The sequence below is a fragment of the Mycobacterium sp. 94-17 genome (genome assembly GCF_035617725.1).
Lineage (GTDB): Bacteria > Actinomycetota > Actinomycetes > Mycobacteriales > Mycobacteriaceae > Mycobacterium.
In genome coordinates, this window is record NZ_JAPIYN010000001.1 from 537,888 (window position 1) to 560,088 (window position 22,201).

Consider the following 22,201-nt stretch of genomic DNA (forward strand, 5'->3'; position numbering starts at 1 on the left):
GGTTACTGCACGCGCAGTACGAATCCCACCCCGCGCACGGTGTGCAGCAGCCGGGGGCCGCCGTTCGCCTCCAGCTTGCGGCGCAGGTATCCGATGAACACGTCGACGACGTTGGTGTCGGCGGCGAAGTCGTAACCCCACACCAGCTCGAGCAGCTGCGCGCGGGACAGCACCGCCGTCTTGTGCTCGGCGAGCACCGCCAGCAGGTCGAACTCCCGCTTGGTCAGGTCGACGTCGACGCCGTTGACCCGGGCACGCCGGCCCGGGATATCGACTTCCAGCGGCCCGACCGCGATCGTTTCCGAGGAGGACGTGGCGGTCGCGCCGCGGCGGCGCAGCAGCGCCTTGACCCGCGCGACCAGCTCGGCCAGCACGAAGGGTTTGACCAGGTAGTCGTCGGCCCCGGCTTCCAGGCCCGCCACGCGATCGTCTACCGAGCTGCGGGCGGACAGCACACAGACCGGGACGTCGTTATCCATGGCGCGCAGCGCCGTGACGACGCTGACGCCGTCCAGCACCGGCATGTTGATGTCGAGCACGATCGCGTCCGGGCGCGTCTCGGTGGCGCTGCGCAATGCCTCGGCGCCATCGACCGCAGTCGACACCTCGAATCCGGACAGCCGCAGGCCACGTTCCAGCGACGCGAGTACATCGGAGTCGTCGTCCACGACCAAGACCCGCGGTGAGCTAGCTCCTGTGTCCATGCCGCCTATTTTGCCTGATTGTCGCCTGTGGCTGTGGGAGGAGCGCGCCCTCGCGTCGCAGGCCGCGTCACCCGCGGCGAAACGTAAACCAGGCGCACGCGCGTCGGCGTTTCGTGTGCGTGTGTTACGTGTCGCGGTATCCGCGGCGGAGGAGCGCCTCGCGGACCCTACGTATCACGTCTTCCGGTCGATCTTCGACTACCACTCGCACGACGATCCAGCCGCACTCCGCTAACTCGTTGAGCCGCTTGATGTCTCGCACGTATTGGCGTCGGCTCGTGCGGTGTTGATCGCCGTCGTACTCGGCGGCTACTTTGAAGCGAGCCCAGCCCATGTCGAGCACGCCCACGGTGCGGTAGTGCACGACCACCGGAATCTGCGTCTCGGGAGCTGGCAGCCCAGCGCCGACGATCAACAATCGGAGCCAGGTCTCCTTGGGGGACGCCGCGCCGGCGTCGATTAGCGGAAGCGCCTCCCGAAGCCGCCGTAGACCGCGAACGCCCGGGTGCTGTTTGGCCAGCAACAGCACGTCCTCGGCCGAGAACGGCTTGGCGCGCATTAGTGCGTCGAGCCGTGCGACCGCTGCTCCGGTGGGGAGCCGCCGAGCCAAATCGAACGCCGTTCGCGCTGCGGTGGTGACAGGTAGGCCCGCGACGCCCGTGATCTCGCTCCCGTTAAGGCGCTGATCGCGGGTCACGATGTCCTTGGGGGCATGTCGATTGCGCCAAATCAATTCGACCGGCTCATCGTCGTCGATCCAATTCGCGCCGTGCAGCGCTGCCGCTGCGAGCCCGGCCAGCACACCCCGCCGACCCGACCACAGCCACGCGGCCTCCGAACGCATTCGCAGCGACGGCAGTGCATGACGCGGCAGGTAGATATCGGGGTAAACGGCGCGGAACCCGGCCCGCAGCTGATACCGGGTCAGTTTCCTGTTGCGCAGAGCTTCGCTGCCCACGAAGGCGTTGTCCATGGGCATAAGACACGATGTAGGGCCGAGCGGTTCCGCGAGACGTAAACCACGCACAGCCACATGGGCGTTTCGTGTGCGTGTGTTACGTGTCGCGACGAGTCTCAGGCAAACCCACGCGCCGGTAGCGCCGCAATCGCGCGGCCAGCCGCTCGGCGGCGGGGAGCTCGCGCAGCGCCTGCACCTCGGCGGCGATGGCCAGCGACAGTCGCTGCGCGAACTCGACCGGCTCGTCGGCGGCATCGGGATGCTCCGCGACGACGATGTCGACAATCCCGGACCGCAATAAGTCGGCAGACCGGATTCCTTGTGCCGCAGCGAGCTCGGCCGCGTGCTCGGTGTCACGGAAGACGATCGCGCTGGCGCCCTCCGGCGGCAGGGGAGCCAGCCAGCCGTGCAACGCGGCCAACACTCGATCGGCGGGCACCATCGCCAGCGCCGGCCCGCCGCTGCCCTGACCCAGCAACACCGACACCGTCGGGGTATCCAGCGTCACCAGCTCTGCCAGGCATTGCGCGATCTGCCCGGCCAGCCCGCCCTGTTCGGCGTCGGCCGACAGCGCCGGCCCCGCGGTATCGATCACCAGCACCAGCGGCAGCCGCAGCTCGGCGGCCAGGGCCATGCCGCGACGGGCTTCACGCAGCGCGGCGGGCCCCACCAGACCGCCCGTCGACCGCTGTTGGCCCAGCACCACCGCTGGCTGGCCCGCAAATCGGGCCAGCGCCAATAGCATGGTCGCCGCCTCGCCCTGGCCGGTCCCCGACAGCAGCACCCGATCGGTGGCGCCGTGTCGCAGCAACAGCCGCACCCCGGGCCGGTCGGGCCGCCGCGACGCCACCACCGAATCCCATGCCGGGACGTCGGCGATCGGCTCGGGGGGCTCCGGCGCGGAAAGCGGTTGGGGAGCGTCGGCGATCACGGTCATGGCGCGGTCCAGCGTCCGGCGTAGCTCGTCGAGCGGGACCACACCGTCGATCACGCCGTGTCGTTGCAGATTTTCCGCGGTCTGTACACCCTCGGGGAACGGTTCGCCGTAGAGGAGCTGGTACACGCGTGGGCCGAGGAAGCCGATCAACGCGCCGGGCTCGGCGACCGTCACATGGCCCAGCGAGCCCCAGGACGCGAACACCCCGCCGGTGGTCGGATTGCGCAGATAGACCAGGTAGGGCAGGTGCGCCTGTTTGTGCAGCCGGACGGCCGCGGCGATCTTGACCATCTGCAGAAAGGCCACCGTGCCCTCTTGCATTCGGGTGCCGCCCGAGCTCGGCGAGGCCAGCAGCGGCAACCCCTCGGCCGTCGCCCGCTGCACCGCGGCGGTGATCCGCTCGGCCGCGGCCACCCCGATCGACCCGCCCAGGAAGCCGAACTCGCAGACCACCACCGCGACCCGGCGCCCGAACAGCCGCCCTTCGCCGGTGAGCACCGCTTCGTCCAGGCCCGTCGCGGCCCGGGCGTCGGCCAGCGCCTGGGCGTAGGACGCGCTGACCGGCACGGTGAGCGGTTCGCTGTCCCAGCGGACGAAGGAATTCTCGTCCAGCACCGCCTCGCGCAGTTGACCAGCCGTAATACGACTCACGTGACGAGGCTATATAGGGTGGCTGCCATGATCGGTGTTACCCAGGCCGAAGCAGTTATGACGATCGAGCTTCAGCGTCCCGAGCGCCGCAACGCGCTGAACTCCGAGCTGGTCGAGGAGCTGCGCGAGGCCGTGCTGAAGGCGGGTGACGGCTCCACCCGCGCGATCGTGCTGACCGGTCAGGGCTCGGCGTTCTGCGCCGGCGCCGACCTGAGCGGAGACGCCTTCGCCGCCGACTACCCCGACCGGCTCATCGAACTGCACAGGGTGCTCGACGCCACGCTGATCCCGGTGATCGGGGCGGTCAACGGCCCGGCCATCGGCGCCGGGCTGCAGTTGGCCATGCAGTGCGATCTGCGGGTCGTCGCACCCGACGCGTTCTTCCAATTTCCGACCTCGAAATATGGCCTGGCCCTTGATAACTGGAGCATCCGGCGGCTGTCGTCGCTGGTCGGTCACGGTCGGGCCCGGGCGATGCTGCTGACGGCGGAGAAGCTGACCGCCGACACGGCGCTGCAGACCGGCATGGCCAACCGCATCGGGACGCTGGCCGACGCCCAGGCCTGGGCCGCCGAGATCGCCGGGCTGGCCCCGCTGGCGATCCAGCACGCCAAGCGGGTGCTCAACGACGACGGCGCCATCGAAGAGGCCGGTCCGGTGCACAAGGAGCTCTTCGACAAAGCCTGGGGCAGCCAGGACGTCGTCGAGGCCCAGGTCGCCCGGATCGAGAAGCGGCCGCCGAAGTTCCAGGGGGCGTGACGAACATGCGGGGGACGCTGCGGCTGGTCGCCGGCACGGCGTCGCTGGCGGCCGGAGGTTGGCTGGTGCGCGCGCTGCACGGCGCACCGGACGCGCTCGGCGCCCACCCCGCTTCGATCGCGGCGGTGGCGGCCGAGTCGCCGCACATCCGCGACGGGGTCTTCGTCAACCTCGAGCCGGCGTCCGAGATCACGCTGGACCGGGAACAGCTGCGGCTCATCGCCTGGGAACTGATCGGCAACCGCGGCGGCAGCCGGCCGAAGGGGCCGATCCCGCTGGCCTCGCCGGGGATGCTCGACACCGATCCGCGGCGATTGGCCGTGAGCTGGTTCGGTCATTCCACCGCGTTGTTGGAGATCGACGGTTACCGGGTGCTCACCGATCCGGTGTGGAGCGACCGGTGTTCGCCGTCGGACGTCGTCGGGCCGCAGCGGCTCCATCCGCCGCCGGTCCATCTCGAGGCGCTGCCCGCCGTCGACGCGGTGGTGATCAGCCATGACCATTACGACCACCTCGACATCGACACGGTCCGGGCGCTGGCCCGCACTCAGCGGGCACCGTTCTTCGTGCCGCTCGGCATCGGGGCCCACCTGCGCAGGTGGGGGATCCCCGAGCACCGCATCGTCGAGCTCGACTGGCACCAGAGCGCCAAGGTCGACGAGCTCACGGTGGTGTGCGTGCCCGCGCGGCATTTCTCGGGACGCTTTCTGGACCGCAACACCACGCTGTGGGCGTCGTGGGCGTTCGTCGGGCCGACGCACCGCGCGTACTTCGGCGGCGACACCGGCTACACCAAGAGCTTCGCGCAGATCGGCGCCGATCATGGGCCGTTCGATGTGACCCTGCTCCCCATCGGCGCCTACAACACGGCCTGGCCCGATGTACACATGAACCCCGAGGAGGCGGTGCGCGCGCATCTGGACGTCACCGACGGCGGACTGCTGGTGCCGATCCACTGGGGCACTTTCCGGTTGGCCCCGCACCCCTGGTCGGAACCGGTCGAGCGGCTGCTCGCCGCCGCCGCGCCCGAGCAGGTGAGCGTGGCGGTGCCGCGGCCCGGTCAGCGCATCGATCCCGCGGTGCCGGAGGAGTCCGGCGACTGGTGGCGGCTGTAGGTTGCCGCGGCGCGCAGCGTCACGGCGTTAGGGTTCGCGGATGACCAAACGTGCGGCCGCAATCGCGGTGATGCTGCTGGGGTTGACCGGATGCGGTTCCGCGCCGCCGGCAGCCGCGCCGCCGTCCACCCCGACCGACGTGCCGCCGAACGAGGCCTCGGGTGTGGCGATACCCGCGGGCCGCATCGGCGAGGCCGTCGCCAAGCTCGACGGGCTGGTCGGTGACCTGATGAAGGGTACCGGTATCCCGGGAATGGCCGTGGCCGTCGTGCATGGCGGAAAGGTGTTGTACGCCAAGGGTTTCGGTGTCAAGGATGTGAGCAAAGGGCAGGACCAGGGCAACAGGGTGGATGCCGACACAGTCTTCCAGCTGGCCTCGGTGTCCAAATCGGTCGGCGCCACGGTGATCGCGCACGAGGTCAGCGACAACGTCGTTGCCTGGGACACGCCCGTCGCGTCCAAGCTGCCGTGGTTCACACTGCACGATCCCTATGTCACCAGCCAAGTGACCGTCGCCGACGTGTATTCGCATCGCTCCGGACTGCCCGACCACGCCGGCGACAAGCTCGAAGACCTGGGCTATGACCGTCGGCAAACGCTGGAACGGCTCAAGTACCTGCCCCTGGACCCGTTCCGAATCAGCTACGCCTACACCAACTATGGGGTCACCGCCGGTGCCGAGGCTGTGGCGGCCGCGGCTGGAAAGCCGTGGGAGGACCTGTCCGACGAGGCGCTGTACCGCCCGCTCGGCATGGCGTCGACGAGTTCGCGGTTCGCCGACTTCGCCGCCCGGCCCAACCGCGCGGTCAACCACATCAAGATCGACGACAAGTGGCAGGCCCGGTTTCAGCGCGACCCGGATCCCCAGTCGCCGGCGGGCGGGGTCAGTTCGTCGGTGAACGACATGGCGCGCTGGCTGTTGATGTTGCTGGGCAACGGAACCTACGACGGCCGGCGGATCGCATCGCCGGAAGCCCTGTTGCCCGCCGTCAGCCCGCAAATGGTGTCGTCGCCGGCCAAGACGCCGCGGGCGCGCACCGGCTTTTACGGATACGGCTTCAACGCCTCGGTCGACTCGTCGGGTCGCACCGAGTACAGCCATTCGGGCGCTTTCGATCTGGGCGCGGCGACCAACTTCGTGGTGTTGCCGTCTGAGGATCTGGGCATCATCGCGCTGACCAACGCCGCGCCCTATGGCATTCCGGAAACGCTGACCGCCGAATTCATGGACCTCGTCCGGTATGGTCAGGTCCGCCAGGATTGGGGATCGTTGTACAAGAAGGCGATCGGCTGGCTGAACAACCCGGTGGGGTCGCTGCTCGGCGCGCGGCCCCCGGCCAGCCCCGCCCCGCCCAGGCCACTGGGCGACTACGCCGGTAGCTACGCCAGCGACTACTGGGGGCCGGCCGTCGTGACCGTACGAGACGGCGCGCTGCAACTGGCGATGGGTCCAAAGAACCGGACGGCCACCCTCACCCACTGGGACGGCGACACGTTCACCTTCCCACTGATCGACGAAAACGCGCCGCCCGGAACGATTTCCAAGGCCACGTTTGCCGGGTTCCCCGCCGCCACGCTGAACCTGGAGTACTACGACTCGAACAAGCTGGGAACCTTCACGCGATGACTCTCGCCTCCACCACCTCTGGCCTGACCGACGCCGAAGTCGCGCAGCGCGTGGCCGACGGCAAGAGCAACGCGGTACGGGAACGCGCCACGCGCAGCATCACCGATATCGCCAGGGCCAACGTGTTCACCCGGATCAACGCGATCCTGGGGGTGCTGCTGCTGATCGTGCTCGCGACCGGCTCGGTGATCAACGGGATGTTCGGGCTGCTGATCGTCGCCAACAGCGTCGTCGGCATGGTCCAGGAGATCCGCGCTAAGCAGACATTGGACAAGCTCGCGATCGTGGGGCAGGCGAAACCCTTGGTGCGCAGGCAATCCGGAACCACGGCGGTGCCTCCGGGCGAGGTGGTGCTCGACGACATCATCGAGTTGGGCCCCGGCGATCAGGTCGTCGTCGACGGCGAGATCGTCGAAGCGGCGAACCTGGAGGTCGACGAGTCGCTGCTGACCGGTGAGGCTGACCCGATCGCCAAGGACGTCGGCGACGCGGTGATGTCGGGCAGTTTCGTCGTCGCGGGCGGCGGCGCCTACCGCGCCACCAAGGTCGGGCCGGACGCCTACGCGGCCAGGCTCGCCGAGGAGGCCAGCAAGTTCACCTTGGTGAAATCCGAACTGCGCAGCGGGATCAACCGCATCCTGCAGTTCATCACCTACCTGTTGGTGCCCGCCGGGCTGCTTACCATCTACACCCAGCTGTTCACCACGCACGCGGACTGGCGGCAGGCCGTGCTGCGCACGGTCGGCGCGTTGGTGCCCATGGTGCCCGAAGGCCTGGTGTTGCTCACCTCGGTCGCGTTCGCGGTGGGGGTGGTACGGCTGGGTCAGCGCCGGTGCCTGGTGCAGGAGCTGCCCGCCATCGAGGGACTCGCACGCGTCGACGTGGTCTGCGCCGACAAGACGGGCACCCTGACCGAAAGCGGCATGCGAGTCGCAACCGTGGATGAGCTCAGCCAGTCGGGGGAGCGGATCTGCGACGTGCTGGCCGCGTTGGCCGCCGCCGACCCGCGACCCAACGCGAGCATGCGGGCCATCGCCGAGGCCTACCACCAACCACCGGGCTGGACCGCCACGGCGACAGCACCTTTCAAGTCGGCGACCAAGTGGAGCGGCGTCTCGTTCCGAGACCACGGCAACTGGGTGATGGGCGCTCCGGACGTCTTGCTCGAGCCGGCCTCGGCGGCGGCCGAACAGGCCGAGAGGATCGGGGCGCAGGGGCTGCGGGTCCTGCTGGTCGGCGCGGCCGGCGTCGCCGTCGACGATCCCGACGCGCCGGGCCGCGTCACCCCCGCGGCGTTGGTGGTCCTCGAACAGAAGGTGCGCCCCGACGCGCGCGACACTCTGGATTACTTTGCCGAACAGGGTGTTTCGGTCAAAGTGCTGTCCGGGGACAACGCGGTCTCGGTCGGCGCCGTCGCCGGCAAACTCGGTCTGCACGGCGAGACGATGGACGCGCGCCAATTGCCCTCAGAGTCTGCGCGATTGGCCGACGCACTCGACACCCACACCACCTTCGGCCGGGTGCGGCCGGACCAGAAACGCGCCATGGTGCACGCCTTGCAGACGCACGGGCACACCGTGGCGATGACCGGTGACGGCGTCAACGACGTGCTGGCGCTCAAGGATGCGGATATCGGTGTCGCGATGGGCGCCGGCAGCCCGGCGGCGCGTGCCGTCGCACAGATCGTGCTGTTGGACAACAGGTTTGCCACACTGCCCTACGTCGTGGGCGAGGGGCGCCGGGTGATCGGCAACATCGAGCGCGTCGCCAACCTGTTCTTGACCAAGACGGTGTACTCGGTGCTGCTGGCGTTGCTGGTGGGCATCGAATGCCTGCTCGCCAAACCGCTGAACGCCGACCCGCTGCTGTATCCGTTCCAGCCCATCCACGTCACCATCGCGGCCTGGTTCACCATCGGGATACCGTCGTTCATCCTGTCGCTGGCGCCCAACAACGAACGCGCTAACTCGGGTTTCGTGCGCCGTGTGCTCACCTCGGCGCTGCCCTCCGGACTGATCGTCGGCACCGCGACGTTCGCCTCCTACCTGCTGGCCTATCACGGTCGGCACGCCACCTTCGTCGAACAGGATCAAGCGTCCACCGCCGCCCTGATCACGTTGCTGATGACGGCGCTATGGGTGCTGGCCGTGGTGGCCCGCCCCTACCAGTGGTGGCGGGTGGCGCTGGTAATCGCCTCGGCCCTGGCCTATGTCGTGATTTTCAGCCTGCCGCTGACGCGCAAGGAATTTATGCTCGACCCGTCCAATGTCGCGGTGACCTCGGCCGCGCTGGGCATCGGTGTGCTGGGCGCCGCCGCCATCGAGGCCACGTGGTGGATCCGGGCCAAAGTGCTGGGCGTGCAGCCGCGGTTGTGGCGCTGAGCGTGTCGGCTCACCCGCAGCGCAAAGGCTGCGGCCAAGTACGATGCCGGAAAAAGGGAGGACGCATGGGTTTCTTGGACAAGGCCAAGGATCTGTTATCGCAGAACGCCGACAAGGTCGAGATGGCGATCGACAAGGCCGGTGAGTTCGTCGACGAGAAGACGCAGGGCAAGTACACCGACACCATCCATCAGGTGCAGGATCAGGCCAAAAAGGCCACCGGCGCCGCCGACTCCGGCGACCAGCAGAACTGAGCGATGGCGAAGCTTTCCGGATCCATCGATGTCCCGCTGCCGCCGGAGGTGGCGTGGCAGCACGCCTCGGACCTGTCCCGGTTCAAGGACTGGCTGACCATTCACCGGGTGTGGCGCAGCACCATGCCCGACGAGATCGACAAGGGCACGGTCGTCGAGTCGATCGTCGAGGTCAAGGGCATGTACAACCGGATCAAATGGACCGTCGTGCGCTACAAGCCGCCCGAGGGCATGACGCTCAACGGCGACGGTGTCGGCGGGGTGAAGGTCAAGTTGATGGCGAAGATCAAGCCCAGCGACGACGGCTCCATCGTCAGCTTCGACGTGCACCTGGGCGGGCCTGCGCTGTTCGGTCCCATCGGCATGATCGTCGCCGCGGCCCTGCGTGGCGACATCAACCAGTCGCTGGAGAACTTCGTCACGGTGTTCACCGGGCCCGACCCGGGCACCAACGGAAGCCGCCGCCCCGGTCGCTGAGCGGCGGTGTTCGTCGCGCGGGTGTCTCACGATTCACTTGTGTCACCGCCGAGAAAGGGTGTGTCCTTCGCCCGCCTCACAGCGACAAAGTCGGGCGCCGCGTGGTGCCGGTCGGAGGATGTCCCTAGCGTCTAGCGTCGCGGTGTTCAACCTGTCGTCGCTGCAGACCTAGCATGACGGGGGCGACGACGAATTCGCTTGTTTTCAAAGCACGGTGGGCCGAAGCGATGAGCTAGTCTCGCTACCATGACCCGCCGACTGCGCCCCGGTTGGCTGGTGGCCTTTTGCGCCGTCGTGCTGTCGGCCAGCGCCTGGCTGCCCTGGCTGCGCACGACGGTGAACGGCGGGGGCTGGGCCAGCGCGATCGGCGGCACCCACGGCAACCTGGAACTGCCCCGTGGGTTCGGCGGGGGTCAGCTCATCGTGCTGTTGGCCTCGACGCTGCTGGTGGCCGGCGCGATGATAGGCCGCGGTCTGTCGATGAGGCTCGCTTCGTTTGCCGCGCTGTTGATTTCGTTGCTGATCGTGGCGCTCACCGTGTGGTACTACAAGTTGAACGTCAACCCGCCGGTGTCGGCCGAATACGGGCTGTACGTCGGTGCGGGCGCCGCCGTATGCGCGGTGGCGTGCTCGCTGGTGGCCGTCATCGCCGCGTTGGCGTCCGGCCGGTTCGGCCGCTGAAACCTCAGCCCGACGGGAATTCATGCGTCCCCGAGGCGGCGCTGCCGTCGGGCTCGTTGACGCCGAATACGAAGGGCGCGAACACTATTTCGCGACCATCCGGGTCGCGGAAGGTGACCGCGCCCGTGGCCTGCCAGTACGGGTGTTGTTCGACGGGTTCGATGCCCGCGTCGCGCAGGCGGGCCAGGGCGGCTTGCTGCGCCTGCTGATCGGGGAAATACAGGCACAGCTGTTCGTGATGGTCCACCGCGACCGTCCCGGTGGCCTCCACGATTTCCATCGTGAGGTTCCAGCTCGGCAACCCGAAGATGGCGCCGTTGCTTCCGTAGCTGTCGCCGAAGGTTTCGTAAAGCGGCAGCCCCACCAGTTCGCGATAGAACCGCACGGTGTCCGCGAAATGTGAAGAGCGGCGCGCGAAACGGATGGCGCCGATGGCAGCCAGTTGCGGCGGCCAGTGTGTCTTGTGGTGGTGCTTGTCCGCGCTCGTCACAGCCCGACCGCCCCGGCGGCAGAGTCGGCGGTGTCCCAGCGCCGCAACTGCGCACCGGGTGCCCACGTCGAGTGGGTGCCGCTGGAAATGCGTTCGGGCAGTTGCAGTTTACACACCGGGCCGTCGCCGACCCGGGCCGCGTCGAACACCAGGCAGTAGGAGGCGTCGGTGTTCATGTCGGTGGTAAGGGTGATCAGGTAGCCGTCGTCCTCACCGGTGGCGCCGACGCGTGGCGCCATCGCGGCCTCGCTGCCGTAGACGCCCGCACCGAACGAGAAGCCCTCCTCGGTTCCGGTGCGCAGGTCGTGTCTGACCAGGCCATCGAACAGAAACCAGCCGGGCTTTCCGGTGGCGGCATAGGTGTAGCGGTACGCGCGGCCGGCGCACTCAGGGTTGATGGTGCCGAACTCGGTGATGGACTCCGAGAGCCGCTCTTCTCGCACCGCCCCGGTGACCAGGTTGAAACGCCACCGGTGCAGCCGGGCCTGCAATCGATCGAGGGCGAGGAAGCGAAATAGCTTGTCCCACTTGGTTCCCCCGTCATCGAGCGGAGACGGATCGCCTTCGAAGAAGCCGTCGAGCACGACTTCGTCGCCCTCCTCGTAGGCGTTGGTGAAGTGCAGCACGAAGGTGGGGTCGGCCTCGAACCAGCGGATGTCCCCGGTGCCGCCGCGGCGCGGGATCACCGCGAACCGCGACGGGATCTCGGCATAGAAGCGCGGCAGGTGCACGTCGTGCTCGAGCAGCTGCGGATCCCAGAACAGCGGAAAATCGTTGAGGATGGCGTAGTTTTCGGTGAAGGCCATGTCGTGGGGGAGACGTGGGCCGGGTAGCGGGATGTCGACATAGTGTGCCAGTGCGTTGCGCTCGTCGACCACGCCGTAGTGCATGTACGGCTCTTGCTTGCTGTAGTTGAAGAACAGCAGTTCGCCGGTTCTGTTGTCCACCTTGGGATGTGCGGACACCCCCCAATCGGCCGGAAACCTACCGTTCCAGGACTCCTTGCCGAGCGTGTCGGCCGAATACGGGTCGATCCGGTACAGGTCGCCGCACTGGTAGAAGCTGGTGAGCGCGATTCCGCGATGGACGATGACGTCCGTGCTCGACGCGTCCTTCATCTTCGTACGCGCGCCCCACCCGTGGTCGCGGCGGGCCAGTTGCACGGGCTCGGCCAGGCCCGGCCATAGCGGCCCGCCCGCCTCGTTCTCGGCGAGGAAGCCGTCGGTGCGGATGAACCTGTTGCGGTAGAAGGCGTTTCCGTCCCGGAAGCCGACCACGTGCACCATGCCGTCGCCGTCAAACGGGTGATAGGTCTTCAACGCCGGATGCAACGGGTTCTCGGTGTTGCGCAAATAGACGCCGTCCAGATCGCGGGGGATCTCGCCCTCGACGGCGATGAGGTCGTCTGCGTCCCACTCGGTGGTCTGGGGGCGCCACGGCCCGGTGCGGTAAGGATGCTCGTCGTCTTCGGGCAGCGTGGACAAGAACTTGCCGACGATCTCAACATCCATGGTCACACGCCTTCGGTGCCGCTGACGATGAAACTCACTGTGGTGGCGGTACTGCCGCCGAAATTCAGGGTGCCGAAGGTCTGGGCGCCTTCGAGCTGATACTCCCCGGCGGCGTTGCTGACCTGCTTGGCCGCGTCGAGCAGCATGCGCACACCGGAGGCACCTACCGGGTGCCCGCCGCCGATCAGGCCGCCGCTGGGGTTGATCGGCAGCCGGCCCCCGATCTCGAGCTCGCCGTTCTCGATGGCCTTCCACGATTCGCCCGGGCCGGTCAGTCCGATGTGGTCGATTGCCAGGTACTCGCTGGGGGTGAAGCAGTCGTGCACTTCGAATCCGTCGACGTCGTCGAGGTCGCGCCGTGCGCGACGCAGCGCGTCGCGTACCGCCGCGCGCACATGCGGCAGGACGTACGGGTCGCCGTCGGCGCGGTCCAATTTCTGTCGCAGACCCAACCCGACGGTGCGATGGCCCCACCCGTCGATCCGCGCGATGGGCCGTGCATCGGGATGCTCACGCAGGTAGGTGTCGTTGACGAGCACCAATCCCGCTCCGCCGTCCGTCATTTGGCTGCAGTCGAATCGCCGTAGCCGGCCTTCGGTGACCGGGTTGCTCGCGTCGTCGTCGACGATCGGGTCGGGGACCATCCATTCGCGGGTCTGCGCGTTGGGGTTACGCCGCGCGTTGGCGAAGTTCAGCTGCGCGATGGCCCGCAGGTGCGCGTCGTCCAGGCCGTACCGACGGTCGTATTCGTCGGCGACTTGGGCGAACATCGATGGCCACAGGTAGCGGGCGTCGGCCCCCTCGTGTCCGGTCCAGGCGGCCGCACCCAGATGCTGGGCCGCGATTTCGCCGGGCACGGTCTTCTCCAGTTCGACGCCCACCACCAGCGCGGCCTCGTAGGCGCCCGATCGCAGATCGGCCATGGCCGACAGTGCCGCCACGCTGCCCGACGCGCACGCGGCCTCGTGCCGCGTGGCCGGGGTTTCCCAGAGGCCGTCGCACACCGTGGCCGGCATCGCTCCGAGGTGGCCCTGTCGCGCGAACATCTCACCGAAGGCGTTGCCGACGTGCACGACGCCGATCTCGGCGGCATCCACCCCCGCTGCGGCGAGGGTCTCGTCAACCACTTCGGCGGTCAACGCGGCGAAGTCGCGACCTTCTCTGGTCAAGTTGCGCGCGAAATCGCTTTGATAACCACCGAGAATCCACACACCGGCCGAGCCGCCCATACGCCGACGGTACTCCCGCACCGCGGGGTTGTTGAGGCCTATCGCCGACCCGATGTCGTCCGGCGCCGTGTCGGCGGTAGGGCTCGAAAAAGGGGCGGCCCCGTCGGCTCTCGGGCTGAACCGACGGGACCTAGGCGAGTACGAAGGCCGGCCGACGCACTCGCCTCTGTTGGATCATTGCCATCGACGCGTGTCGACAAACATGCCGCCCCGATCTCGCTGAGAGTGAAACGCCGGTGGTGCCGCACCGGACGGTTGTCGGTGCTGACGCCGGCACGAGGCTGAGCTGCGGCAATGTGGTGCGTTTGTACCGATCGGCGGCCAGCTTTGCCGCCTGGGATCACTCTCGCGTCCAGCAAAGCGACAACGACGCCCGGGGAAGCACCCCGCAAACGCCGCGCCGGCGCCGCTCGGCTGGTGGCGGGGTGCCCGCCGGTGGCGGCGAGCTTCGCCGAGGTGAAGGGCCACGCCCCCTGTCGGTGACGCCGGCCGGGGTCCATCCTGGCAGCGCGCCGGGTGCCGGGTAACCGCGACGGCGCCCCGTCGTCGGCAAAGCTGGTAGCGCTGCTGATCTGCCTATATGAGCAACGAGCTAACCAATTGCCGGGCCGCCCGCGGACGCTGATCGTTGAGTTGCGACACGGTCACGGATGGATACCTATCAACCCATCGCTAGTCACATTCGTCCCGCAAGTCACTATCGTCACAGGGGCCAAGCTGGCGGACATCAGCGCGGTGTCCTACCCCTCGAAAGGTGCTACATGTCGGCGTTTCTGCGAAGTGTGTCGCTAGTGATGGCTTCGGCGGCCGCTATCGGATTCGTCCTCGTGGTAGGGCCGGCTCCGACGGCAAACGCCACGCCGTGCGGCGCAGCCGAGGCGAACGTGGATCCTCCCGCCGCGCCGCCGGCGATGCCCGCGCCCCAGCCGGTCGTGCAGCCGCCGACCGGGCGCCGTCCGACGCACACGAATGACCAGGCGCCGCTACCGCGGCTGGGTCCGCTGATCTCGTCACTGCTCAAGCCTGCGGCCCCGGGCCGGCAGTATTCCGCTCCGTTGCACCCGCAGGCCGAGGTGCTGCCGCCCGGCCCCAACCCGCCCACGCCCGGGGGCCAGCTGCCGCCCAACGCCAACGAGCTGCGCCCCAACGCCGCGCCGATGCCGCAGCCGCAGCCGCAGCCGCAGCCCGAGCCGGGACCGCCGCCTCCTTCGATCGCGGGGGCACCGACGTCGCTCGTCGACTGGGTGACCGGGCCGAATGGCCCCAACAAGACCCTGCAGCGCTTCAGCATCTCGGGAACCGACCTCGGGATCGCTTGGGACAACGGCGATCCCGCCAACCGCCAGGTGCTGATGGCATTCGGTGACACCTTCGGCTACTGCAAGGTGCACGGCCAGCAGTGGCGCTACAACACCCTGTTCCGCAGCAATGACCACGATCTGTCCAGGGGCATTCACTTCGCCGATGGTGTGCCCAACGACAGGTATTCGGGCTCACCGGTCTGGGCGCCCGGACTTTCCAAGCAGGTCGTCAACACCATCCATAAGGCCGCGCACGAGACGGGCATCATCCCGACCGCCGCGATGTCGATGGGCAGAACGCAGTACATGAGCTACATGTCCATCCGCCAGTGGGGCCGTGACGGCGAATGGTCGACGAACTACTCGGCAATCGCGCGGTCCAACGACAACGGCCAGAACTGGGGGATCTTCCCGACTACCATTCGTACGGCATCGCCGGATGCCATTCCGGGAGCCGGGTTTACGCCGGGAAATGAGAACTTCCAGATGGGCGCGTTCATGAAGGGCAACGACGGCTACCTGTATCAGTTCGGCACCCCGTCGGGACGCGGCGGCGCGGCCTTTCTCTCTCGCGTCCCACCGGCTCAATTGCCCGACCTGACGAAATACCAGTACTGGAACGGCGACAACGGCGGCCATTGGGTGGCGAGCAACCCGGGCGCGGCGACCCCGATCTTCCCGGGGCCGGTTGGCGAAATGTCCGCCCAGTACAACACTTATCTCAAGCAATACCTGGTGCTGTACACGAATGGCGGCAGCAACGACGTGGTGGCGCGGACCGCACCGACGCCGCAAGGGCCGTGGAGCCCCGAGCAGCCGCTGGTGTCGTCCTTCCAGATGCCCGGCGGTATCTACGCGCCGATGATTCACCCCTGGTCGTCAGGACGTGACCTGTACTTCAACCTGTCGCTGTGGTCGGCATACGACGTAATGCTGATGCACACCGTGCTGCCCTAGAACCGCTGCCCGCGCTTTCGCTGCGGACGCCCGGGGGGATGCGGGCGTCTGCAGCGTGAGCCGCCGCACGAAGTGGGCACCTCAACGTCACTTTGCCAGCGGCTGAGGGCTTTTCGCGCGCCCACCCGCGCCGGTCTGCTTCAGGCTAATTCGGCTATGGCGGCGGCGGAAACCACCGCTTGCCATCCGTCGACCACCCACAGGGCAGGTAATTCCAGTGCGCCGGCGGATTGAAATCGAAACTCAGGCACTTCGGTGTGTCGAACGGAGGGCGGGGAGAAGGTAATGACGGCCGTTCCTCGGCGCGTGCGGTAGCCCCGCTGAGCATTACCGCCCCAACTGCGATCAGTGTCGCGACTAGCTTTCGCATCGCACACCCCGTTAAGTCGTGTGCCCCAACGAAGCAACTAGCGCTCCGCTTCTTTTGTGGCACGCCAGTATCGATGCTAGTCCTCTACTCCGCACTGTGTGCGACCTGAAATGCTGTGTAATGACTGAAATTTTCCTGCTGATGTCATGTGACCTCACGCCGACCGCCGTGAGCGTGCACTTGTCGGGATTCAGATGGGTGCGGCGGCCGGCGTAAGTTCGCTGTAAGCGCGCAAGCAAACCGTTAATCGCGTTGAATAGCAGTGGTTTTCGATGTTCTCGTGCCGGAGGGCAATCCCGGCCGGATGTGCACCGAACCGGCGCGTGGACGATGGCGGCGTGGAGGGGGCCGGCCGCCCGGCTGCGTTGTGTGACAACATCATACGATTCGACGTGGTCGGCGGTCGGCACAGGCCTTGCCGAGCTTGGTGATCGCGGCCGCGACACCCATACCGCATGAAGTTCGCCACGTCGCGCTCTTCGGGACGCGCGTCGCCGGGCCCAGGGTCCCGGTGGTTCGCCGGCCGGTCAGCTGACTTCTGCGAAACGCTTGCGAGGGCTCGCCTCTTTGAGCCTTTGAAGCCCACCGACCGCATCCACCGCTTGCCTGAACCGCTCGTGCTGATCGAGCACCCAGTCGAGCATCGCGGGCCACAGGTCCACGTCCGCAACACTCCCGAACTGCGATGTCACGCAGATCGCGGTGGCCTTCTTGCCGGGCTTGTCGTCCCACTGGGCCACCAGCCCGAGGGCCCGCTCGAATTCGTCTTTGGTCGCACGGAGTGCCTCGAACCTGCCCGAATTGATGCCGGGATCGGAACTGCCGAAGTAGAGCTGCACGCCGAGACCCTGGGGGGTGAAGGCGGTTGAGTAGGAGACCGCGCCCACGCCGGTGGGCAGGTTGCATCGCGGCGCGTGTGTCGGTGCTTTCCTCTTTGTCCAGCCGGGATGCTCGGCGGTCACGCGGTTGAGAAACTGCTCCCAGAAGTCCAAATAGAGCTTGGAGCGCTCGGACGGTGCGTCTACGCCGGTCGCCTTGCCCGAACTCGGTGCAGGGGTGGAGTCGTCGTGCTGGAGCTCCACCCCGGCAGGACGAACGTCGGCGTCTTGCGAGGCCGCATTTCTGGCCCGTGCGGCTCGGGCCCTCGCCTTTGCCCGCGCCTTCGCGGGCCTCGTCTGGGCGACGAAGACCCCGAACACGATTCCACCGATAGCGAAGAAGAAAACGAGAAAGAGAATGTAGAAGAAGCCCGCGGCATCCATTGACGTCACCGCCAGGAGGCCGGCTGGAGGACCGGGGCGGCGCATCCGCACAGACCTTGGTTCAGCGGCTGGACAGTCATGAGACGGCGACTCCGCGTGGTTCTCGAACGCCTAACGGGCCGTGAGATTCGCTGAGGGACAACATGCTCGTCCCGACCTCCGGGTCTTGTGATGCTGTGTGGTGATGGAGTTGTTGACGTCGCCCGACTCGTCGATGCGAGCGTAAATGCCTGAGCTGTGAGTTACAACGGAAATCGTGAAAATCGCGGGGCGGAGTGCAATGCGGTCGCCACCGTTGGCACGCCCGCTGCGAAACATCCAGTTCGCAAGCCGGTGTGAATCTTTCGTGAGCGCAGCGCATGCCCGCTGAACCGTTGTCATGTCGCTATTCGAGGACTGCTCGAGACTCGTCACCTCGCCGCCGATGCTCGTTTGGCGCGTGATTTTGTCAGCACGTCCCAAGTTGTTTGCACTTCTGTTGGCCAGGGTTGCCGCCACTGCCGGTAGTGCCCGCGCTGGTGGTGCCGGTTTGAGTGCTGCCTTTGCCGGTGGTGCCAGTTGTGCTGCTGCTAGTGGTGCTGCCCGTGGTGGTGCCAGTTGTGCTGCTGCTAGTCGTGCTGCCTGTGGTGGAGCCGGTGGTGCTACCGGTGGTGCTGCCTGTGGTGGAGCCGGTGGTGCCAGTGCCGGTGGTGCCCGCTTGGGTGGTGCCGGTCCCGGTCGTCCCCGTCTGCGTGGTGCCCGTGCCGGTCGTCCCCGTCTGCGTGGTGCCCGTGCCGGTCGTTCCCGCTCCGGTGGTACCCGTGCCGGGCGGCGGAACCACCGGCACCGGGACCGGTACTACGACCGGCAACGGCAACGGCACCGGCACCGGCACCGGAGCCGGCGGCGCATTCACCGGCAGTGGCGGATCCGCGGGTGCGGGGGGCGCACCCGCGCCGGGCGGAGGCGCCTGAGGCGCCGGTGTTCCCGCGTTGACTGCGGCTGGCGGGCCTGCCCAGGTGTTACCCACGCCGGGCGGCGGCACCTCTTGAACCGGTGTTGCCGGATTTGCGGGCGCGGGTGCACCCCCGCCCGCCGTACCCGCGCCGGCCGGTTGGGTCGCCGGCACTGGCGCCGTTGGACTCGTGGTCGCCGGCGGGCCCGTTACTTGGGTGGAACTGGTCAGCGTATAGACCAGACCACCGCTGGTCAGAGCAGCCACGACCACGCCGGCAGCAATGAAATAGAGGCCCGTTCCGCGATACCACACCTTGGGCTGTACCGGTGCGTCGTCTTCGTCATCCGGTTGCGCGGGTTCCCGGTGCGGCAGTTGCCGGTATTGCTGATGTGGGTCCCCTCCCAAGTACTGAGTGGGCTCCTCGCCGTCGTCTGGGGCCTCTGACCATGCCAGCGCATCAGCTTGGCTGGTAACGAATTCGGAGGCGTTAAACCGGATCGTCCTGTCTGCGGGAGGCTGTGCGTAGCCGCGCTGGGTGGGATCCTGGGGGTTGTTGCCGTGCCGGTCACCCGGTCGACCGCGTGGCACCGGTCTATCTGTCATCGCTCGTTCCTTCGACAGGGCCCACACGTCGGACGAGCAAACCCTGGCCGGCATCGGAAATTGGTCTTAGGAAGACCGCGGACAACCCCGCTGCGACCGCGGATGATCAACTTGGCGTGTCCGATCGTCACAGCCATGGTCGCGTCCTTCTACCCCCCGGAGCAGTCCTGACCCTTGAAAGTCAATCAAACACGCGGTCGTGATGTAGCTGTTTGCCAGGATTTCTGGCAAACGACGGTTTTGCCCTGGCGTTCGTCGGACGTCCGCGTGACGGACGATCTATCATTTGCTCCTACGCGACGGCCTCGATCTTGATGAGCGGCGGTCTGCCTAACGCGGGGTGACGAAATGTCGGAAGCACCAGACGCGCAGAACGACCGCCGCGCGACCGCCATCTGGCGGGGAATCCGCGACAGAATCGGGGTGCCGCGCGTCCGCGACGTCGCCGCCAGCGCGATGATCGTCGTCGTTTTGGGCAGCGGCGTGGCGGGCAACTTGCCGGCCGCCGCGATCACACGAGCCGTCGCACCGTTGGTGGACCGGATCGCGGTCCCTCTTGGACTCGATCAGAACTGGTCGATGTATGCGCCCAATCCGCCACAGCGCCAGGAAGACATCGAGGTGCACATCGCGATGGCGGACAAATCCGAGAGGGTGTGGACGCTTCCGCGCACCAATGCGGTATTTGGCGTTGCCTACTCGCATCGCTGGCGAAAATACAAGGAGAATCTGCTGACCGAACGCCAGATTCGTGCGGAGTTCGCCCATTGGGCCGTCCGTGAGTTGACGCGCCCCGGCGACCAACCGGTCACCGTCGTGATGCTGCTTCGAACACGAGAAATTCCTCCGCCGGGCGCCGGCGGTCCTGGCCAGACGGCAGTCGAAACCCTCTATAGCGAGAACCTGGCGGGCAACCGATGAGCGCAATCGCGCGATCGGCTCGGCTGCGGCTGTCCGCTGTCGGCGACGCGTGGCAGTCGTTTTGGTTTCAGCCGCAACCGATGTACACGCTGGGCGTAGTGCGCATCGCGTTCGGTGCGCTTGCTGTGCTCTGGGGGCTGTGGCTCCTACCGATGCGCAACGGGTTGCTGGATGCCCGGGGGGTCACCCCGGCTCAGCCGTCTGTCGCGCATACGTGGGGGATTTTCGAAATCTGGAACAGCAACGAGGCCATGCTGATTGGGGCAGTGGTGCTAGTGCTGTCGTCCCTCGCCCTGCTGACCGGCTGGCACAGCAGGCTGGCGGCCGTCGTTGTCTTCGTCCTGATCGTGTCATTTGAACGACGGTCGCCGTGGGTGTTCAATGCCGGAGACGTTCTTGTCAGGATTGAAGCGTTTCTGCTCGCGATATCCCCTTGTGGCGCAGCGCTATCGCTCGATCAGAGACGGTTGACGGGATCCTTTTGGTCGGCGCAGATACGAGCGAAGTGGCCGATCCAACTGATTCGGGTTCAAATGTCGCTCGTCTACCTCGCTTCGGCGCGAGTGAAGCTGTCCGGGGAAACGTGGTTGAACGGCACCGCCGTCTCCTACGCGTTGCGGCTTGACGACATGCGTCGTGTGCCACTACCCGAGTGGCTGGTGACGAACGGCCTCGCGATGAACATCCTGACGTGGGGAGCGATCTCGGTCGAGTTGGCCGTGGGCGCGCTCGTTTGGTTCCCGCGATGTCGGCCGTGGGTGCTGTCTGCCGGTGTGCTGCTGCATGTGATGATCGACATCCACATCCAGATCGGCATATTCAGTTTGGCCATGTTCGTCATGTATCTTTCGTGGCTCTCACCCGAAACCGCAAAGCGCCTGCCGGACAAGCTAAAAGATCCACGGCGACGCAGTGATCCCGCCCCGAGCAGGGATGCGGATTCGGGGATTTAGCTGATCTGCGGGTGAGCCGGCACGGATTTCGACTGTTGGACCTTCGGTGCCCACGCTCGGCGCCGCGCTTTAGAAGCACCCGCTTACATGGACCCGCCGACCGGCCCCAACGCAAACATTTACCGGCGGCGGGGGTGGTGGTGGCGGCGGAAAGTCCTGCGGCAGTGGCGCATAGTCCGCCGGCGGTGGGGCATAGCTGTTGACCGTATCGGCAACATTGGTGCACCCGCCGACCGACACACGCCTGCCGACGCTCGCACACACGTCGGCTTTGGCCACACCCGGGGGTTGCACGACGGCATATATCTCTGGAATCGACGTGAAAGCCAATACCGCTATCCCCATGACGGTCCAAGGCCGCACCCGCAGCTTCATCGCGATCTCCTTACCTCATGGCCGGGCCGCTTGTTGGCAGTAAGCGAGCGGAGGGCCGCGGTACATTCCTGTGCGCACACGATAAGACCTGAATTCCTGCAGCAGGTTGCGCTCGGTGACTTTCGTCAGCTTTGGGCCAAAGTTAGATCTGGCGGCCCCGTCGCTCAGGGCGTGGCGCCACCCTGCCCAAGTAATGGAGTCCACTGGCAACGCTGCCTGATGTCGGTCATCGGCTGACGGATGTTCTCCAGGTCGGCTTGCTCCTGCGGATTGGTGCTGAAGTAGTTCTGCACATCGCCTTGGATCTGATCTTTGGGCTGATCCTGAAGGCCGGTATAGAACTCGTTCACATCCGGATGAGTGAACAAGTATGTCGAGAGCGCCGTCGCAACACCAGCCGCGACGCCGGCTACGTCCGCAGCTGTGCAGTTGGCCGGCCGAGGCGGCGGATCGGCGGCGGCGGTGCCCGCAGTAGCGCATAACAGCGTGCCGGTAATTGCGCCGGCCCCGATCGCTCCGACTACCGCGCGGCGCGGAATGATTGGCAAGAGGAACATAACTGGCTCCTACATTCGGTAATCAAGCTGGCCGCAACCGATGGCGGTCGTCGCCCGGCTAAAGCTAAGCAGATACAGATAGCCCTTTTCTGCGTACAGCGATAAATCCTCCAGGGTTGCGTCCACCAAGGTGGTGTACGAGCCGGGCCGTGAAGTGAGAACCGGCGTGTCGTAGCCGGACGAATGAGGGT

22 protein-coding genes are annotated in these 22,201 nt (G+C 66.9%); 11 read left to right on the forward strand and 11 right to left on the reverse strand.

Going from position 1 to position 22,201, the window contains the following annotated elements; translation table 11 throughout:
- Window positions 1-2: 2 nt before the first annotated feature.
- The 3 genes from prrA to OQ789_RS02780 form a co-directional block, all read right to left on the reverse strand.
- Complete coding sequence (prrA, locus tag OQ789_RS02770; protein WP_324683374.1) at window positions 3-713, reverse strand: two-component system response regulator PrrA; 711 nt, start codon at window positions 711-713, stop codon at window positions 3-5.
- A gap of 115 nt (window positions 714-828) precedes the next feature.
- Window positions 829-1,677, reverse strand: coding sequence for a hypothetical protein (locus tag OQ789_RS02775; RefSeq protein ID WP_324683285.1), 849 nt, complete (start codon window positions 1,675-1,677; stop codon window positions 829-831).
- Window positions 1,678-1,759: 82 nt separating this feature from the next.
- Window positions 1,760-3,250: a carboxyl transferase domain-containing protein gene (locus OQ789_RS02780; RefSeq protein WP_324683286.1), complete on the reverse strand. Its 1,491-nt coding sequence runs from the start codon at window positions 3,248-3,250 to the stop codon at window positions 1,760-1,762.
- Between the two features lie 27 nt (window positions 3,251-3,277).
- Between OQ789_RS02780 and OQ789_RS02785 the strand changes: the two genes are divergently transcribed.
- From OQ789_RS02785 to OQ789_RS02815, 7 genes are all read left to right on the forward strand, one after another.
- A complete protein-coding gene (locus OQ789_RS02785) occupies window positions 3,278-4,009 on the forward strand; it encodes an enoyl-CoA hydratase (RefSeq protein WP_324683287.1) in 732 nt (243 codons plus the stop codon).
- A 5-nt stretch (window positions 4,010-4,014) separates the two neighbouring features.
- Entirely contained in the window at window positions 4,015-5,124 is a 1,110-nt protein-coding gene (locus OQ789_RS02790; RefSeq protein ID WP_324683375.1) for an MBL fold metallo-hydrolase, read from the forward strand.
- Between the two features lie 40 nt (window positions 5,125-5,164).
- Entirely contained in the window at window positions 5,165-6,751 is a 1,587-nt protein-coding gene (locus OQ789_RS02795; protein WP_324683289.1) for a serine hydrolase, read from the forward strand.
- The gene (locus OQ789_RS02800) at window positions 6,748-9,132 is read left to right on the forward strand and encodes an HAD-IC family P-type ATPase (RefSeq protein ID WP_324683291.1); all 2,385 of its coding nucleotides are present in this window, start codon (window positions 6,748-6,750) and stop codon (window positions 9,130-9,132) included. The genes OQ789_RS02795 and OQ789_RS02800 overlap by 4 nt, the downstream gene beginning before the upstream one ends.
- 65 nt (window positions 9,133-9,197) lie before the next feature.
- Window positions 9,198-9,386 carry an antitoxin gene (locus tag OQ789_RS02805; protein ID WP_324683292.1) on the forward strand — a complete coding sequence of 63 codons (189 nt, stop codon included), beginning with the start codon at window positions 9,198-9,200 and terminating at the stop codon, window positions 9,384-9,386.
- 3 nt (window positions 9,387-9,389) lie between these two features.
- Complete coding sequence (locus OQ789_RS02810) at window positions 9,390-9,863, forward strand: SRPBCC family protein (RefSeq protein WP_324683293.1); 474 nt, start codon at window positions 9,390-9,392, stop codon at window positions 9,861-9,863.
- A gap of 246 nt (window positions 9,864-10,109) precedes the next feature.
- The gene (locus OQ789_RS02815) at window positions 10,110-10,544 is read left to right on the forward strand and encodes a hypothetical protein (protein ID WP_324683294.1); all 435 of its coding nucleotides are present in this window, start codon (window positions 10,110-10,112) and stop codon (window positions 10,542-10,544) included.
- Between the two features lie 4 nt (window positions 10,545-10,548).
- On the opposite strand, the gene OQ789_RS02820 is transcribed toward OQ789_RS02815, so the two are convergent.
- From OQ789_RS02820 to OQ789_RS02830, 3 genes are read right to left on the reverse strand one after another with little or no spacing between them, the layout of a single operon-like run.
- Window positions 10,549-11,034, reverse strand: a complete 486-nt coding sequence (locus OQ789_RS02820; protein WP_324683296.1) for a VOC family protein — start codon at window positions 11,032-11,034, stop codon at window positions 10,549-10,551.
- Window positions 11,031-12,545, reverse strand: a complete 1,515-nt coding sequence (locus OQ789_RS02825) for a carotenoid oxygenase family protein (protein ID WP_324683298.1) — start codon at window positions 12,543-12,545, stop codon at window positions 11,031-11,033. The genes OQ789_RS02820 and OQ789_RS02825 overlap by 4 nt, the downstream gene beginning before the upstream one ends.
- Before the next feature lie 2 nt (window positions 12,546-12,547).
- Complete coding sequence (locus OQ789_RS02830; RefSeq protein ID WP_324683300.1) at window positions 12,548-13,774, reverse strand: acetyl-CoA acetyltransferase; 1,227 nt, start codon at window positions 13,772-13,774, stop codon at window positions 12,548-12,550.
- A gap of 761 nt (window positions 13,775-14,535) precedes the next feature.
- Here OQ789_RS02830 and OQ789_RS02835 point away from each other — a divergent pair.
- Window positions 14,536-16,032 (forward strand): DUF4185 domain-containing protein, encoded by a 1,497-nt coding sequence (locus OQ789_RS02835; RefSeq protein ID WP_324683302.1) that lies wholly within the window; start codon window positions 14,536-14,538, stop codon window positions 16,030-16,032.
- Window positions 16,033-16,186: 154 nt separating this feature from the next.
- Here OQ789_RS02835 and OQ789_RS02840 read toward each other — a convergent pair whose 3' ends face one another.
- Together OQ789_RS02840 and OQ789_RS02845 are read right to left on the reverse strand one after the other, a co-directional pair.
- Complete coding sequence (locus OQ789_RS02840; protein WP_324683303.1) at window positions 16,187-16,402, reverse strand: hypothetical protein; 216 nt, start codon at window positions 16,400-16,402, stop codon at window positions 16,187-16,189.
- A gap of 527 nt (window positions 16,403-16,929) precedes the next feature.
- Window positions 16,930-17,664: a DUF4268 domain-containing protein gene (locus tag OQ789_RS02845; RefSeq protein WP_324683304.1), complete on the reverse strand. Its 735-nt coding sequence runs from the start codon at window positions 17,662-17,664 to the stop codon at window positions 16,930-16,932.
- 560 nt (window positions 17,665-18,224) lie between these two features.
- On the opposite strand from OQ789_RS02845, the gene OQ789_RS02850 reads away from it, so the two are divergent.
- The 3 genes from OQ789_RS02850 to OQ789_RS02860 all read left to right on the forward strand — a co-directional run bounded on the left by OQ789_RS02850 (window position 18,225) and on the right by OQ789_RS02860 (window position 21,078).
- The gene (locus OQ789_RS02850) at window positions 18,225-18,617 is read left to right on the forward strand and encodes a hypothetical protein (protein ID WP_324683305.1); all 393 of its coding nucleotides are present in this window, start codon (window positions 18,225-18,227) and stop codon (window positions 18,615-18,617) included.
- A gap of 1,043 nt (window positions 18,618-19,660) precedes the next feature.
- Window positions 19,661-20,125 (forward strand): hypothetical protein, encoded by a 465-nt coding sequence (locus tag OQ789_RS02855; protein ID WP_324683307.1) that lies wholly within the window; start codon window positions 19,661-19,663, stop codon window positions 20,123-20,125.
- Window positions 20,122-21,078, forward strand: a complete 957-nt coding sequence (locus tag OQ789_RS02860; protein WP_324683308.1) for an HTTM domain-containing protein — start codon at window positions 20,122-20,124, stop codon at window positions 21,076-21,078. The genes OQ789_RS02855 and OQ789_RS02860 overlap by 4 nt, the downstream gene beginning before the upstream one ends.
- A 69-nt stretch (window positions 21,079-21,147) precedes the next feature.
- Here OQ789_RS02860 and OQ789_RS02865 read toward each other — a convergent pair whose 3' ends face one another.
- The 3 genes from OQ789_RS02865 to OQ789_RS02875 all read right to left on the reverse strand — a co-directional run.
- Window positions 21,148-21,423 (reverse strand): hypothetical protein, encoded by a 276-nt coding sequence (locus OQ789_RS02865; RefSeq protein WP_324683376.1) that lies wholly within the window; start codon window positions 21,421-21,423, stop codon window positions 21,148-21,150.
- A 194-nt stretch (window positions 21,424-21,617) separates the two neighbouring features.
- Window positions 21,618-22,010 (reverse strand): heme-binding protein, encoded by a 393-nt coding sequence (locus OQ789_RS02870; protein WP_324683310.1) that lies wholly within the window; start codon window positions 22,008-22,010, stop codon window positions 21,618-21,620.
- A 9-nt stretch (window positions 22,011-22,019) separates the two neighbouring features.
- A partial coding sequence (locus tag OQ789_RS02875) for a hypothetical protein (protein ID WP_324683312.1) occupies window positions 22,020-22,201 on the reverse strand: 182 nt, incomplete at its 5' end.